Raw genomic sequence first — 16,425 nt, 5'->3', positions numbered from 1 at the left:
GAGGTTTTTTATTACTGGCTCAAAGCGTCAAATAGGTTACGTCAAAAGGTCTTTGTTAACAACACCGTTGCAGACTTTTCATCACGATCATCATAGTAAGCAAAGTTGCTTGAAGTTGTTTCATAATCAAAGACCAAACGCGGTGTCAAACCATACAAGGTAAAGTCACGTTTCCAGACTTGCAAACCTAATGAAGTGGATTTGTCTTCTCTGGTTGAGCCCGGCACGCCGCCTACCGCATTATAATAGCCTTTCCATGCGCCACTTCCTGCTGGATAAGCATCTGCAGGATCGTCATAGTCCTTGATACCATAACCTACTGTTGCTAATGTGGAGAGTCCACGCCTCCATTCACGACCCCAACCAGCGTTTACAGAATTACGATCATAGCTAATAATACTCGATTTGGGCACATCGTTTCGATAATTACCTACACCCCCATAAAAGTATTCCTTGGCATCCTTAATATAAAATGCATTTAAACCAAGGAATCTACCATCTGTTTCGCGATTTGCATTGCTATCATCTTCAAAGGTTTCTTTGGACAAAATACCAGTCGCTGACAGTTTTAGCTTTGGCTTAACCCAGCGTGAGCCGCTGACAGTTGCGCCTTTACGCAAACTATAGGGCGCTTCATCATAATAGCGTTTGGTGATAAATGGGGTCAAAGAAACGTCGTTTTTGGCATCATCGTAGCCGACTCCCGTAGAGGCAGTGAATAGATAATCGTTATAGTCAGGCTCATCCCAATATCCTTTTAGGGATGCATTACCACCCACTGTAGCATAGAAATTATTCGGTAAGTTAAAGCGTTTATTCGCGCTAGCAGACACCTGAAGGCCATTGGCTGATTTTTGCTCAATCGAGCGCCCTAAGTCAGATTGAATAGATGACGATGGCGCGTCATTAATATTAGTCTCTCTTACATAACTGGCAGAGGCATTGAATTGCCATTTTTCTGAACTATTGATCTGCGCCAATGAGTTTTGCACCCTAGCCATGACGGGTGCTGGTAACTCAACTGCCTGCAATTTTAGAAACTGCTCCTTTGCCGCCACATACTGCTTGTCTGCTTGCATGGCAATGGCCATATTCAAACGTACCGGATGAAAGTCTGGATCAGTTGCAAGCATGTCACGATAAATGGCAATGGCTTGTTTGTTTTTGGCTTCACTGCGATATATGAGCGCATCAGCGAATTTGATCAGCATTGGATCATTGGTTTTTAACGCTTTGTAATGCGGCAATAACTCTTTAACCGTTACCATATCTTGTGCAGACAATGCATCATTTAAATACTTGCTAAACGCTGCTGGATTGGCTTTTAGCGCTTCTAGATTATAAGCCGTTGCCTTGGCAAGTTGCTGACGACTTCTAATAGCATCTTGTGCTTCAGAATCTGATATAGCGGTAGAGGGTGCAGTAGGATCTGACACAGAAGTCTGATTTTCGCGTCTAAGCAACTCCGCAGCTTGATCAAGATCGGGTTTTATTTCTGGTAATTCTGGTGCTGCCATAACGGGTAGAGAAATCGCCATCATCGATAGTAAAACAGAAGCGGTGAGCGGTTTACGTATATATTGATTATTCATGGGTATCCTTACCTAAGTACGATCATTAACTTTCCAAACACTTTCCCAACTTTAGTCATCCTAAGGGATTTTAATGGTTTAATCGAGCAAAAAAGCGCCCTAGGACGCTTTCTCTTTTGTATCATACAGTCATATTATCTTATTGCTTTGCCGCACCGAACGTTCCTTGGAATTTAGTCCCCGTACCAGCTGCAGTTCCTTTTCCACCTTGATCAGATACATCTTGATAAATACCGCCTAAGAACTTCGCACCTTCACCATAGAAACCACCTGCGGTATCGATGCCATTTTTATTACCCACAAAAGTATTGCCCGCAATATCTGCATCAATTTTGATCTGATTGCCAGCAGGCATATATTTATAGTCCGTACCAGTAAATGATAATGTGCCATCGACTGAGCCATTGACAAAATCAACGTTGAAAGCAGAAGTACCATTAACTGGGGCTGTCGAAGCATTATCCGCTAAATGGATATTTTCAATATAAGTCGCACTGCCTGTATATTGAGCCTTACCATCATTAACACCTTTCAGACTGTCCATACCTGCTTGCGAGGTTAAGTAGCCTTGTACATATACATTGGCTGCACGTGAGACATCGCCTGCAAACGATGAGTTAAGATTGCCATATACATGACCAATCTGCATTTGATTGTCAAAGTTCTCATAAACAGCGCTGTATTGATAACTTGGATTAAGGTTACCTCTCCCTGCATCAACTGTGACTGCGCCAGTTGCATTGGTCAAAGACACCTCTATTGGTTTAAGGACCGTGTCTGGCTTAACCATATCAGCAAGTACTTTGCCTTTACTAAAGCTATTGAAATTGTTGCCTTTGCGATTGTCTATTGGGACATTAGAACCATCCTTAACGTTCGTTTCTGTCCATGCCGATTTATCATCTCTGATTTCCAAATAACCAATCGCGTCTACCAGTTGACCTTGACCCAATGGTAATGTTTTATTTTTGCTACTTAAGGCGGTAGATTGGAAGCCTGTCATTGTAGACTCTACTGGAGCAGGAGCAGCGCTTGGATCTACTTTGCTAGCGCCATAAGTGCCTTTACCACCAGAAACTTGATAAACACCACCTAATAGACCTGCATCTTCACCAAAGAAACCCCCTTTAGTATCAACCCCATTCCAATTACCAGCAAAGGTATTTCCAATAATCTCGGCTTTGATTTTCTTCTCACTGACATTAGAACCTTCAAATGATAACGTACCATCTATTTGACTGTCGACAAAGTCCACATCAAACTCAGAGGTACCTATAATCGGATTAACACCAATGATTTCTTGCTCACTATTACCAATATAAGTGGCATCACCTTTATAAGCTACTTTGCCATCATTAATACCATTATCAATATTGTATTGTGACAAGCCTTTCATGTACTGCATATCGTCAGTGCTTGTACTGTTACCTTGTACGTAGACATTAGATAAGGTGTCTAATCGAATTCCATTGTTTGTCGTTTTGAGATCACCGTATAAATGACCGATTTGCATCTGATCATTGTAGTTTTTATAAAAAGACGTATATTTGAAACGTCTGTTCAAATACCCTGCTGGCAATGAATATAAAGCACTCTTTTTAAATCCTGCTTCGTAGTCCTCATCACCTGCATCTCGTAACTTAAAGTTAGTAGTAGTATTTTTATCAAAACGTCCAGACCCAGTTTCTAATAAATTAACTTTAAGCGTATCGTAGTTAGCAGAAGTATTGGTATTGATAGCGCTATTGTCACTACCTGAGATCGTATTTTGGAAACCACTTATTGTTGCATTCACTGGAGACTGTGGATTGGTTGGTGCTGGTGGTAACTGCTGCGATGCTTCAAGAGCCTCTTCTGCAGCTTTTGCTCTAGCTTCTGCATCTGCTTTCGCTTGTAAAGCTTCATCAGCGCGCGTTTGAGCAGCAGCAGCTTGTGCTGTCGCATCTGCGGCTTGCTGATTGGCTTCTGCGACTTTTTTATCCGCTTCCACTTTGGCCTCACCAATCGCTTTGTCTGCAGCATTTTGTGCTGCTTGTGCAGCTTGTAATGCGGCGTCTTTTGCAGTCTCCGCAGCTTTTCTTGCAGCTTCTGCCGTCGACAAGGCTTGTAATGCAGCGGCTTCAGCCATTTCTGCTGCGGATGCACGTTCTAGGGCAGCAGCTAATTGCTTTTCACCATTACCAGCATTGGCTAGAGCGTCTTCTGCTCTTTGTAAGGCTTCTTGTGCTTTGACAGCGTCTGCTTGAGCTTTATCAGCAGCAGCTTTAGCAGCATTTGCCTGTGCCTGAGCATTAGCGATGGCAGCATTAGCAGCAGCTGCGGCTGCTTGAGCGTTTTTGGCAGACTGCTCAGCAGCGGTTTGTTTATCGCTGGTCGCGCCATAAGTTCCTTGGGCATTATTGCCAGCGTAAACACCGCCTAGGTACTGGGCATCACCACCAAAGAATCCACCTTCGGTTGTATAGCCTGCATTGTTAGCAGCAGTCCCTGAGAATTGGTTGCCATTAATGCTGGCGGTTAAACCAATTTTACCGGCTTTATTAAATGTGAGATCCCCTTTTACGTTTTTAGCCACAAAGTCTGCGGTGAATACTGATTTGCCAAATTCGATATCATTACCTAAACCAAGTTCACGATAAGTAGCATCACCTGTATAACCTACTTTACCTTCGGTTGGTATATTGGCAGCTTGAGTAGCATTACCAGTAACGACAACGCCATTCACAGGTAGGGTTGAGCCTAACAATGCTACTTCAGCGGCACCATCGATATGACCGATGCGCATGTCATCGCCAAAGTCTTTATAAGTTGAGGTGTAGTTAAGTGGTAAGGTTTGACCAATTGCTGCGACGATAATTTCAGTATCGCCTTCATAGGTTTTAAACCCGCTCTGAGTTTCAGTATCGTTGGCCCCTGATGTTACGATAGCGACTTTAGGTAGTAGACCAGGTTGATCTGGCGTGGAGGGATCTTGTGAAGCGATGTCAGCTCTAGCATCTACTGTGGAACCATCTGCGCTGATGTCAAAGTCGCGGGTGGTGGTATTAAATACACCCAATGATCCAGCGTTGATATTCAGCGACTGCACGCCAGATTTCTCTGCTTCAGGGGCATTCTTAATGGTGGCGGCAGCTAAGGCATCTTTAGCCGCTTGGGCGGAAGCTTGAGCCGCAGTTACTTGGGCGGAAGCTTGAGCAGAGGCAGCGGCTTGAGCTTGCTGAGCTGCAGCGGCTTGGGCATTAGCGGCGTCAAGAGCGACTTGGCGACGGTCAACTTCTGCTTGTAAAGCTTCGGTGTTGCCACCTGAGGCAAGTGCGGCGGCTAAAGCTTTCTCTGCAGCTGCTAGATCATCTGTTGCTTTCAATAAATCAGCTTTAGCTTTGTCTGCTTCGCCTTGGGCTTTATCTGCTTTTTGTTTCTCAAGCGCAGCTTGGATTTTGGCAGCTGTGGCTTGTTTTTCTGCTTGAGTTTTGGCTTCTTCTGCAGCTTTCAAAGATGTCTCAATCTCTTTAGCCTTGGCCTCTGCTACGGTTGCACGATTATCTGCGGCTTTAGCCTTTTCTTCAGCCGCTTTCACTTTGGCAACTGCATCGGCGGCGGATTTTTTAGCGGCTGTTATTTCCGTTTTAGAAGCTTTTGCAGCCGCTTCAATTTTTGTTACCGCCTCTACTCGAGCGGCTTCTGCAGCGAGCTTGGCCTTTGCAGCTTCATCTTTTGCAGCATCTATCGCTGTTTTAGATGCCACCATTACCTTCTCTGACTCTTTTCCAAAACTCTCTTGGGCTGCTTTAAGAGCATCTTGCGCAGCTTTGGTTTTTGCTTCTGCAACCTTGAGCGCTTCTTGTGCAGCTTTAGTTTTTGCTTCTGCAGCTTTGATAGCCTTTACTGCGTCAGCATTGCTGACATTGCCTCCACTACCAACATTTTCGCCACTTTCTGATCCTATTACAGGTGACGACTTAGGCGTAACCGTGCTATCACTACCGCTCGTTGAACACGAAGCTAAAATGACAGTGGTTAAAATAACCACGCTGGCTTTGAGCGGTGTCTGTAGTTTTTTTACGGCAGATATCGCTGGTATTGAATGATGATTAAATGACATTCGTCTTCCTCCATGAAGAACTGGTAATATTCCATTATTTACTAACTTAGACACAACATATATTCAGTGCCTTGAATAGATAAACAAATGTAATATAAAAAGTCAATTAATATTATTCAAATATTAATGCCAGTAACTTCTAGTTACTAAATAAATTTAATCAATAGTTTAAATGATATAAATCGTATTATATAAACAATAAACAACTAAATTTTAATATGATATACAAATATATTTTAGAAAAAATAAAAACGAGTTATCATTAAGTAAAATCCTAAAAAACTACCCTTAATATTCAATAAAATCATAATTTTAACTATAAAAACCACTAAAAATTTATTTCATTTTAAAAATTTTGATACCAGCGACAGATAGCGTTATTTTATTAAAATAGATAAAAAATAGAATATCAGCCAATAAATACATTAAAAAGTTATATTGATTATTAAAAAAACTACTTCAAAAATAATATCCTTAAATTTTATTATTATTATTTATATAATATAACTAAAATCTGACTATATAGACAAACATTAGTTAATCAATAAAATTCTTATCATTTTAGAAGAACCCTCTGCTCATCTTCACAGTCACAATATCAGGTATATAGATTCAGACATAAAAAAAGCACCCTAAGGTACTTTTTTTATGTCTGAATTAAGAATTTATATGATCTTTATTTGGAATTAGGCTGCTTCTCAGCACCAAAAGTACCTTGGAAAGTAGTACCTTCACCTGGCTGAGCACCTTTACCCCCTTGAGTTAGAGCCTCTTGATAAACGCCACCTAAGAAGTTAGCATCCTCACCGTAGAAACCACCTGCTGTATCGATACCATTCTTATTACCAGCGAAAGTATTTCCTGTAATATCTGCATTGATATCAATCTTGTTACCAGTAGGCATGTAACTATAATCACCTGCTGCAAAAGACAGCGTACCTGCAACTTTACCACCAACAAAGTCTACGTCAAATGCTGAAGTACCATCAACTACTGGTCCACCACGAACACCATCTTTTAGATGTAGATTTTCCATGTAGGTAGCAACACCGCCATAAGCCACCATACCGTCATTGATATTATTATCGATATCGTATTGTGCTAAGTCTTTCATGTACTGCATGTCGTCAAGATTGGTACCGTTACCCTGTACGTAAACAGTAGAAACACGAGCTAGGTCACCTAAACCAAATAGGTCAGTTCTAGGATCACCATAAACATGACCGATCTGCATTTGCGAATCAAAGTTCTTATAAACAGATGAGTAATTGAGGTCTAATGCTACAGGACCTTGAACTTTAGTAGACTCAGTATGCAACTTAAATCCATTACCGTAATCTGTGTCTGCGTCTCCACTTATATTGATTAAAACTTGCTCTTTCACAGAGTCAGGTTTGGTCATGTCAGCACGAGCTATGAATTTATCATAACCAGTGAAATTATTTCCAGCATGATTATCTACTGGCACCTTAGAACCGTCTACATCTACCGTTTCTTTAAAGTCAGACTTGTCATCACGTATTTCTGCATAACCAATGGCGTCAGCTGTAAAGTTACCTTTTTTACTACTTAACGTATTGCTTTGGAAGCCAGTAAACTCAGTATCCACTTTAGCATCTGGATTAATAGGCGCTGTTGGCGTTGGTGTTGGCGTTGGTGTTGGTGTTGGTGTTGGAGTCGGCGTTACAACCTTATCTTTTTCTGCCCCATATGTACCTTGAGCACCGTTACCTTCGTAAACACCGCCTAGGTATTGGGCATCACCACCGAAAAAACCACCTTCGGTCTTGTAACCATTATTAGCTGCTGCTGTGCCTGAGAACTCATTGCCTGTGATATCAGCGGATAAACCAATGTTTTTATCACTAAAAGTGAGATCGCCTTTGACGTTCTTAGCAACAAAGTCTGCGGTGAATGCTGAGGTGCCATATTCAATAGCTTTGTCTAGACCAAGCTCACGATAAGTTGCGTCTCCAGTGTAGTTGACCGTACCATCCATTGGCATGTTTTCAGCTGTGGTCGCATTGCCTGTGACGATAACGCCATTTACGGGTAATGTTGAACCTAAAGCAACGACTTCTGCTTTACCATCGATATGACCGATGCGCAGGTCATCGCCAAAGTCTTTATACGTTGAGGTATAGTCTAACGGTAGTGTTTGACCAAGAGCAGCAACAACTATATCGGTACTGTCTTTATGAGCTTTAAAACCATTTTGAAGCTCGGTGTCATTCGAGCCTGATGTGTTAATAGCAACTTTCGGTAGTAAACCAGGTTGGTCTGGTGTGGCTGGATTTTGTGAAGCAATATCTGCTCTTGCATCGACAGTAGAGCCATCTTCATTAATGGTGAAGTCTCGGGTAGTTGTGTTAAATACACCGAGTGAGCCTGCGTTGATATTTAGTGACTGAACGCCAGTTCTTGTGTCTTCAGGCGTTGGCGTTGGTGTTGGTGTTGGTGTTGGCGTTGGTGTTGGTGTTGGTGTTGGTGTTGGTGTCGGTGTGATTACTGGGCTACTACCATCAAAAATATCATTTAAGGTATATGAATCGCTTCCACTGCTTCCGCATGCGGACAAGATGACAGAAGTTAGTATGACAACACTGGCTTTTAAGGGGGTTTTTAGTTTCTTGGCTGTAGGTACAGCTGATATTGAATGACGGTTAGGTGACATTCGTCTTCCTCCATGGATGATTGATAGATATTCCTTTATCTACTAATTATAGAATTAGTATTTGGGCAATATTTGTAGATGACCAAATTTGATTCATACAAATTATTCATATTCGAACATGTCCTCGATTCAAACGATGAATGTTTAAATGATGACATACCCTAAATAAAGCTTACCTAACTCAATGGTTAAACAAGCTGTTTTCTAACATTTATTTTGAGAGGCTATAGTCAGATGATAAATTACTGGCTCTGATAAGAGAGTTTTACACCAGCGATGTAGCCATCGTTATCTTGAAACTTGCTAACGATACTACCGTTAGGTAGCTGTCCTGTAGCATCGCCAAATTTTAAATATTTTCCGCCCACTGAAACTGCCCATTCAGGTGTCACATTGTACTTAACACCACCACCAAGACTGTAATATCCATCAATAGTACCAAGTGAGCTTATAGGGTCACCTGCACCAGAGTCATAACCAACGACCACTGAGCCAGCTAGCTTCTCATTAAAACGTTTAGCTAAGCCAACATCCACTTTCCATTGGTCTTTATCATAAGATAGTAGAGGTAATCCCTCTGGAACAGCTGCTTTTGAGTAGGCATTGTAAAGTGGCGGCACAATAGAAAAATCACTCCACGGCACCCAACGTACATCCAACGTACCTAATAACTGATACTTTTGACTTAATCCAGTTTCAATATTTAAATTAACAGATTCTGGCGTAGTGACAGTAGCATCAGTCGTAGCATACTCACCAATCGATTTTCCAAGATCAGAATTTGGATCAATTCCAAGCTTATCTAGTACTACGCCTTTTAGAGGTGACCCTAATAGTGGCACTCTTTCACCTATTGGTGTCTCATGCTCGATTTCAGAGCGATACGTTAGTGCGGCCTTTAATGCAATCTCAGGTTTACTATAAGCAAGACCAGCTGCCCAACCATAAGCAGTATCGTTATTTACATTTGCATCATAGCCAGTCAATGGTCCATACGCCTGACCACGCAAGTGTACTTCCGCTTCCGCTTTTTGCAATACTGGACCACCATATACTTGGAAGCCATTAGATTTAAAACCAACCAAGCCTGTCCATGTCTCGGTATGGACGCGAACATTAGTATTTTTATCGTAGTCAGGATCTAGTACTGAAGGATTGATAACTTCATTTGGCACTGAAATACCTGAAGATGAGTCCGCTATGGTATCTTTTCCTGCTTGAGATACAAAAGTGCTGTTTCCAGTATATTCTACTTCTGCACCCCAAGGTTCATCATAAAATACACCGATACTAACGTTGTCATTGATATCCGTTTTTACACCGTAGCGCATAAAAGAATAGGTATCACCAGTAATATTACCAGTAGGCGCACCTTTCTCATATGAAGCTTCATCCGACGTTATGCCATTTCGTATTTCTGTAGTGGGAGAGGTACGAATAGCACCTGCATTATCGTTACCAGAAACATCACTATCAATATAAGCGTAATCAATTTCGGCATAAGTGCCAGAGTTAAAAAAGCCCTTAATATCTTGACCTGAACGATCAAGACCAGCCGCCTGCGTCAACGATGCAGCCGATAAGGTAATAAGAGCGAGAGTGAGTTTAGAGATAGGGAGCTGATGAGACACTTAGATATCCTCCATGAATAAAATAACTGGCAAGTAGCTTAGTTGCTATATAACGACTAGTCACTAAAGCTTATGCTGAGCAATCCTTTGCCAAACGACTTTTATACTTAACGATTGAATGTAACTATCGCTTACACGATCACACTTTCGTTGTTATCAGACATTTCTACTATGTAAGATAACGTAACTGATTTCAGTATCATAATTAAAGTTCAACACTATAGCAACACCCTTTTTAATTTTTTGTGAAGATAGATTTATGTTAACTAATTTAGTATTAAAATCATAATGATTTGGACTATGTAAACCATTATTTTCTATGAGCAGTCATTAAAAAAACTTGCATTTAGTTCTCGAAATCTATATAAAGCATTGATTAACAGTAGTATTTTTTGATAAAAAACAAAATTAAAAAAAAGCAGCCTCAAAGGGCTGCTCTTTTTCAATCGTGCTGAATACAATTTTATTAAAACAAGTGTTCACTTAATATTCGATATTTTCTCACTATTTAACATCTTGATAGGACAATTTCACACCAAATATGTATCCATCATTATCCTGAAAATCACCAACAATTTTACCACTTGGCAACACACCTTGGGCATCACCGAACCATAAGTATTTGCCACCCGCTGATACTGCCCAGTTTTCTGTCACGTTATACTTTGCACCCAAACCAGCGCTGTAATAACCTTCGATAGGACCTAACGAAGTGACAGGGTTGCCAGCACCACTATCCCAACCAACGGTACCACTAATTGCAAGTGCTGGTGCAACACGTTTGGCAAGACCAAGCTCAACTTGCCATTGATCCTCTTCGTACTCAACCAAGTTCAAACCATCAGGTCCATAAGATCTTTTACTAACTTCATTATATAATGGTGGCGTAATCTTAAAGTCACCCCAAGGTACCCAGCGCACTTTTGCAGTTGCTAAAGTTGTAGGGTTAATACCCGTTTGAAAATCAAAGTTTACGGATTTAGGAGTAGTAATTTCCATATTACTGGTACGATTGGCTGCAGCTGGATCACCAGCTAAAGCACCTGCAATCGGGTAGTTTTCAGCAATCTTCATGTTGTGGTCGATTTCAGAGCGATAGGTCAGCGCTGCTTTTAAGGCAATTTCAGGTTTGCTATAGGCAATACCAGCTATATAACCATAGTCCATATCAGGGCTGTTACGTGAGGTATAGCCAGTAGCAGGACCATAAGCCAAACCTCGTAATTTTACTTCAGACTCAATACGCTGAGCAACTGGACCACCGTATACTTGAAACTCTTTATTGGCACCAAATTTTGCCCCAAGAATAGCTGTCAGGCTGTTACTACGTACTTCAACATTAGTACCTTCCCCTGCATTAGCTGCTTCAGCATTTGCGATACCTACTGCTCCACGCAAACCATCTAACTGCGCTTGCTGTTCATCTGTCAAGACTCCAGCCGTTTCTCCTGGCGTGAGCGCACCTATTCCAGCCAAAGCTGCGGCATAAGTGGGAGCTTGATTGTTAGTAATGGCAGCGACAGAAGCATCAAGGTCGCCTTTCGACACAAAATTGTTGTCGCCAGTATATTGCGCTGCTGCGCCAAAGGGCTCATCATATAAGATACCAACACTAAAGGTTTCATTGATATCTGTTTTTACACCATAACGAAAAAAATCATAATACTCAGCGATATCGCCAGTCTTATCACCTCTAACATAGGTATTGTTGCTAGGAACGTTATTGGCACTATCATAACCACTAACGTCAGCATCGATATAGGTGTAAACAGCTTCAGCATAGGTGCCATCTTGGAGGAAGGCTGTGACATCTTGACCCGAACGATCAAGACCTGCAGCATTGGTCATAGTAGCTACAGAAATAGTAGCAATAGCTACGGCAAGAGTTTTTAAGTGAAAAGTAGCGCGCATTGTTTATCTCCAAACATCCCAGTTGTTTAACCATTTACATAAACTATAAGCGACATTAATAATCGCAAGATTGCTTTACATAAAAGGTGTCCTGCTTTCGATAGTAATGACTTTTCAATCGTAAAACAATATTTAAAAGAAATTATTTTATCTTTTATAATGTTATCGTTTTATCTTGTTAGCAATTATCTAAACAATTGTTTTACTATGAGCCGAGGCATAAACACTTATATACAACAATTAAACTATAGTTCATTAATTTTAGCCTCTGAGAATGCCCAATATATTCAATAAAAAACTCTCTAAGTCGAAATTGCTTTACTTTAGGCATAAAAAAGCGACCCAATCAGGATCGCTTTTTATTATTTAGACTATGGATTTATAATTTAGCAAATTACACATCAAATTAGTTTGCTTGGTAAGAAAGCTTCACGCCAAGTGCAAAACCATCGTTGTCTTCAAAGTTACTAACCACGGCTTTAGTCGGAATTTGGCCTTTAGCATCACCGAACCATAGGTATTTACCACCAGCTGATACTGCCCAGTTTTCAGTCACATTGTACTTGGCACCCAAACCAGCACTGTAGTAGCCTTCGATAGGGCCTAGCGAGGTTACAGGGTTACCAGCACCACTATCCCAACCGACAGTACCTGTCACTGCTAATGCTGGCGTCATGCGCTTGGCGAGACCTAGCTCAACTTGCCATTGATCTTCATCGTAACTAACTAATGCCAAGCCTTCATCATCTTTTGTCGATACTTTACTGACATCATTGTATAGTGACGGTACGATAGCAAAATCACTCCAAGGCACCCAACGGACTTTCGCAGTAGCTAGCATGGTAGGATTGATACCCGTCTGGAAATCAAAGTTGACTGATTCTGGTGTGTTGATTTCAATATCAGAATGTCTGGTAGTCGGCAACGCTAGGCCAGCGGTAGCACCTGCAGCCGTAGCAATTGGAAAAGTCTCAAAAGCTTTTGCATTGTGCTTGATTTCAGAGCGATACGTCAAAGCAGCTTTAAGTGCAATTTCAGGCTTGCTATAAGCCATACCAGCGATCCAGCCATAGTCTTGGTCATTACTGATGTGAGTGGTATAACCCTTGGCTGAACTGTATGCATCACCGCGCAATTTTACATCTGCCTTTACGCGCTGAGCAACTGGACCACCATAAGCTTGAAACTCTTTGTTAGCGCCAAATTTAGCACCAAGAATACCAGTAATGCTCTCAGTACGTACTTCTACTTGCGTCGCTTCGCCGGCTACTGCTGCTAGACCTTTAGCGGCTTCAAGACCAATAAGCTGACCTTGAGCGGCTTGTAACTGCTCAGCAGTTAAACCACCTGGATTACCTGGAGCAAGCGCCCCTTGCAATTGTGGTATTAATACGTTATCGACATAAGCTTCGGTAATATTAGGGTTTTTTGTAAAGTCTTGAATGATAGCGTCACGATCACTGTCGGTAACGAAATCGTTTTGACCGTTATAATCAGCGGCGGCACCAAAAGGCTCATCATATAAAATACCGATGCTAAACGTGTCGTTAATATCTGCTTTTACACCATAACGGAAAAAATCATAAGACTCTGCGATATCATTGAGCTTATTGCCTGACAAGTCTTTACCACTCACATCGGCATCGATATAAGTATAAACAGATTCGGCATAGGTGCCATCTTGTAAGAATGCAGTGATATCTTGACCTGAACGATCAAGACCAGCAGCACTAGCAACGCTAGCAATAGAAAGAGCAGCAACAGCTACTGTGAGAGTTTTCAAATGAAAATTTGCGCGCATTATGTATCTCCAAACGTCCGCATTGTTTTACTACTTTACTTAATTTTAATAAGCAAGCAGCATCCGAGGTGGAGGATAGTAATGATTTTCGAACATTAAAACAACTGCAAAAACACATTATTTCCTGATTATGACTGAACAGTATCTGTATCTCACAATGCGGATATAATAGTTATAAATTTTCAACCATTTAGTTTTTGCAGATATTAATAATGAGGGGGTCTTTCTGCCATTACATCAAAAGGTGCAATGCCGCCTTCAGGATCCTGACTTTCCACTTGTTTATAAATCAGCTGCAACTGTCGTTGTAATGTCTGAATATCTTTATCTTGCCGCGCAATCACCTCATCGAGTCGCTCTACTGTCATCTCTAGATGCGCCATACTCATCTGTAAATCAATGACTTGTTGCGTTTGTAAGTCAGCATGCACAGCTAAAGCCTCGTTCTGAGCCTTATCTTGAGGATTAAATTGATTCATATTTTTCTCTGAATTATCATAAACATAAGACTGGTAGGATTCATTAATAAAATGGCTCGATGACCGATAAAAAGTAGCAATTAGACGACGATGCTCTTTATAAAATAGCAGCCTTGAACAAAAGTCATAAATAGTGCGGATAAAATCATTTACGCTCACTACAGTCACGTGATGGCATGTTATACTGCTCGCAATTTTGCAGCAACCCCTACCTCACTATTATATAAGCTTAAGATATTCTATGGCTCTGATACATTTAAAAGATATCCACCTCGCTTTTGGCGTCGCTCCTGTTCTTGATGGCATTGATTTTGCTATTGAAGCAGGTGAACGTGTCTGTTTAATTGGCCGTAATGGCGAAGGCAAATCCACCTTATTTAAGCTAATTAACGGCACCTTACAACCTGATAGCGGCGAAGTCATTATCAATAGCAGCGTGCGCGTTGCGATGCTAGAACAAGACGTTCCCGAGACAAGCGGACGTATCCTAGACATCGTTATGGGTGGTAGCAGCCGCACGGCTGAGCTGCTTATCAACTACAATGCCCAAACAGATTTATGTGCTAATGGCGACATGGATGCTTGTGAGCGTATGGCCGATTTGCAGCATGATATCGATGCGGTACACGGTTGGGATTTAGAGCGCGAAGCCACCCGCCTGATCAAAACCATGGGGCTGGATCCAGATGATGATTTGTCTTCATTATCAGGTGGGCGTAAGCGCCGTGTACTACTAGCACGCTCATTGGTCACCAAACCTGATGTCTTGCTGCTCGATGAACCAACCAACCATTTAGACGTTGATAGTATTGAATGGCTAGAGCGCTTTTTATTAGATTGGCAAGGCCTGACATTATTGTTTGTCACCCACGATAGAGCATTCGTTAATAAACTATCGACGCGCATCATTGAGCTAGATCGTGGTCAATTGACCAGCTATGACGTCACTCAAGGCGAAGGTGGCTATGCCCGCTATCAAGAGCTCAAAGAGCTACAGTTATTGGCTGAGGAAAAAAATAATGCCAACTTTGATAAAAAACTGGCGCAAGAAGAAGTATGGATTCGCCAAGGTATCAAAGCCCGTCGTACCCGTAACGAAGGCCGCGTCCGTGAGCTAAAAGCTTTACGTGAAGAGCGTAGCGATCGCCGTGAGCAAGTGGGTAATGTGAACATTACGATGGGTCAAGGCGAGAAAAGCGGTAAGCTGGTCTGTAAAGTCAAAAACTTACATCTTGAGTATGATGGCAACGTATTGGTTGATGACTTTACCACCACTATCATGCGCGGCGATAAAATCGGTATTGTCGGACCCAACGGTGCGGGTAAAACCACACTGATTAAAGCCCTACTCGATATGTCTGATGATGAAGTCACCAAAACTGGTAGTGTTGAATTAGGCACTAACTTAAAAATCGCTTTCTTCGACCAGTTACGCGATCAGTTAGACCTTGAAGCCAGTGTGGCGCAAAACGTCTCTGAAGGCTCAGACTTCGTCGAAGTGGGTGGTCGCAAGACACACATCATGAGCTATCTACAAGATTTCTTATTTGCCCCAGAACGTGCGCGTACCCCTGTCAAAGCACTATCAGGTGGTGAGCGTAACCGCGTATTACTTGCCAAGCAGCTATTAAAGCCTGCCAACATTCTGGTACTCGATGAGCCAACCAACGACTTGGATATGGCGACACTTGAGCTACTAGAAGAGTCAGTCGCCAGCTTTGGCGGTACGATTTTGCTCATCAGCCATGACCGCTCATTTATGGACAATGTCGTTACCTCTACTTGGGTATTTGACCAAGATGAAGACGGCAAAGGTATCGTCAAAGAGTATGTCGGTGGTTATCAAGAATACTTGGTACAAAAAAACCGTGAGCAAGCCGCACAAGCTGCTAGAGCACCAGCTAATAATGCAAATACTGCCAGTAAAGTTACCAATAAGACAACCGCAGCAAAACCTAACAAATCTGCCAAAAAGCTCAATTTCAATGAACAGCGTGAACTGGACAATTTGCCAAAAGAAATCGCTGCATTAGAAGCTGAACAAGCCCAATTGCAAGAGAAATTAGCAGATGGCTCCTGGTTCACCACTGACGTTAATGCAGCGACTGCTGCCAGTGAGCGCCTATTGACGATTGAAGATGAGATGATGAGCAAGCTTGAGCGTTGGAGTGAGCTTGAGAGCTAACGTTAGCGACTGAAGCGATGTTTTATAAAACTTGGAGTTTGATAAGACAT

General features: G+C 41.8%; 8 protein-coding genes. 1 reads left to right on the top strand and 7 read right to left on the bottom strand.

The features are described from left to right. Positions 1–41: 41 nt before the first annotated feature. The 7 genes from Q6344_05040 to Q6344_05010 all read right to left on the bottom strand — a co-directional run bounded on the left by Q6344_05040 (position 42) and on the right by Q6344_05010 (position 14,190). On the bottom strand, positions 42–1,592 hold the full coding sequence (locus Q6344_05040; GenBank protein ID WLG14703.1) for a porin family protein: 1,551 nt from the start codon (positions 1,590–1,592) through the stop codon (positions 42–44). Between the two features lie 139 nt (positions 1,593–1,731). Further along, the gene (locus tag Q6344_05035; GenBank protein WLG14702.1) at positions 1,732–5,694 is read right to left on the bottom strand and encodes a transferrin-binding protein-like solute binding protein; all 3,963 of its coding nucleotides are present in this window, start codon (positions 5,692–5,694) and stop codon (positions 1,732–1,734) included. Positions 5,695–6,370: 676 nt separating this feature from the next. Then, complete coding sequence (locus Q6344_05030; GenBank protein WLG14701.1) at positions 6,371–8,368, bottom strand: transferrin-binding protein-like solute binding protein; 1,998 nt, start codon at positions 8,366–8,368, stop codon at positions 6,371–6,373. Positions 8,369–8,610: 242 nt separating this feature from the next. Then, positions 8,611–9,999, bottom strand: a complete 1,389-nt coding sequence (locus Q6344_05025; protein WLG14700.1) for a hypothetical protein — start codon at positions 9,997–9,999, stop codon at positions 8,611–8,613. A 504-nt stretch (positions 10,000–10,503) separates the two neighbouring features. Next, positions 10,504–11,910, bottom strand: coding sequence for a hypothetical protein (locus Q6344_05020; GenBank protein WLG14699.1), 1,407 nt, complete (start codon positions 11,908–11,910; stop codon positions 10,504–10,506). A 406-nt stretch (positions 11,911–12,316) separates the two neighbouring features. After that, complete coding sequence (locus Q6344_05015; GenBank protein WLG14698.1) at positions 12,317–13,711, bottom strand: outer membrane protein transport protein; 1,395 nt, start codon at positions 13,709–13,711, stop codon at positions 12,317–12,319. 206 nt (positions 13,712–13,917) lie between these two features. Further along, a complete protein-coding gene (locus tag Q6344_05010; protein WLG14697.1) occupies positions 13,918–14,190 on the bottom strand; it encodes a SlyX family protein in 273 nt (90 codons plus the stop codon). 241 nt (positions 14,191–14,431) lie between these two features. Here Q6344_05010 and Q6344_05005 point away from each other — a divergent pair, with 241 nt between their 5' ends. Further along, the gene (locus Q6344_05005) at positions 14,432–16,375 is read left to right on the top strand and encodes an ATP-binding cassette domain-containing protein (GenBank protein WLG14696.1); all 1,944 of its coding nucleotides are present in this window, start codon (positions 14,432–14,434) and stop codon (positions 16,373–16,375) included. Positions 16,376–16,425 lie beyond the last annotated feature (50 nt).

The organism is Psychrobacter cibarius, assembly GCA_030686115.1.
GTDB classification, from domain to species: Bacteria; Pseudomonadota; Gammaproteobacteria; order Pseudomonadales; family Moraxellaceae; genus Psychrobacter; species Psychrobacter cibarius_C.
Note: the sequence above shows the minus strand (reverse complement) of the source record. Positions and strands in the feature narration are given on the sequence as shown.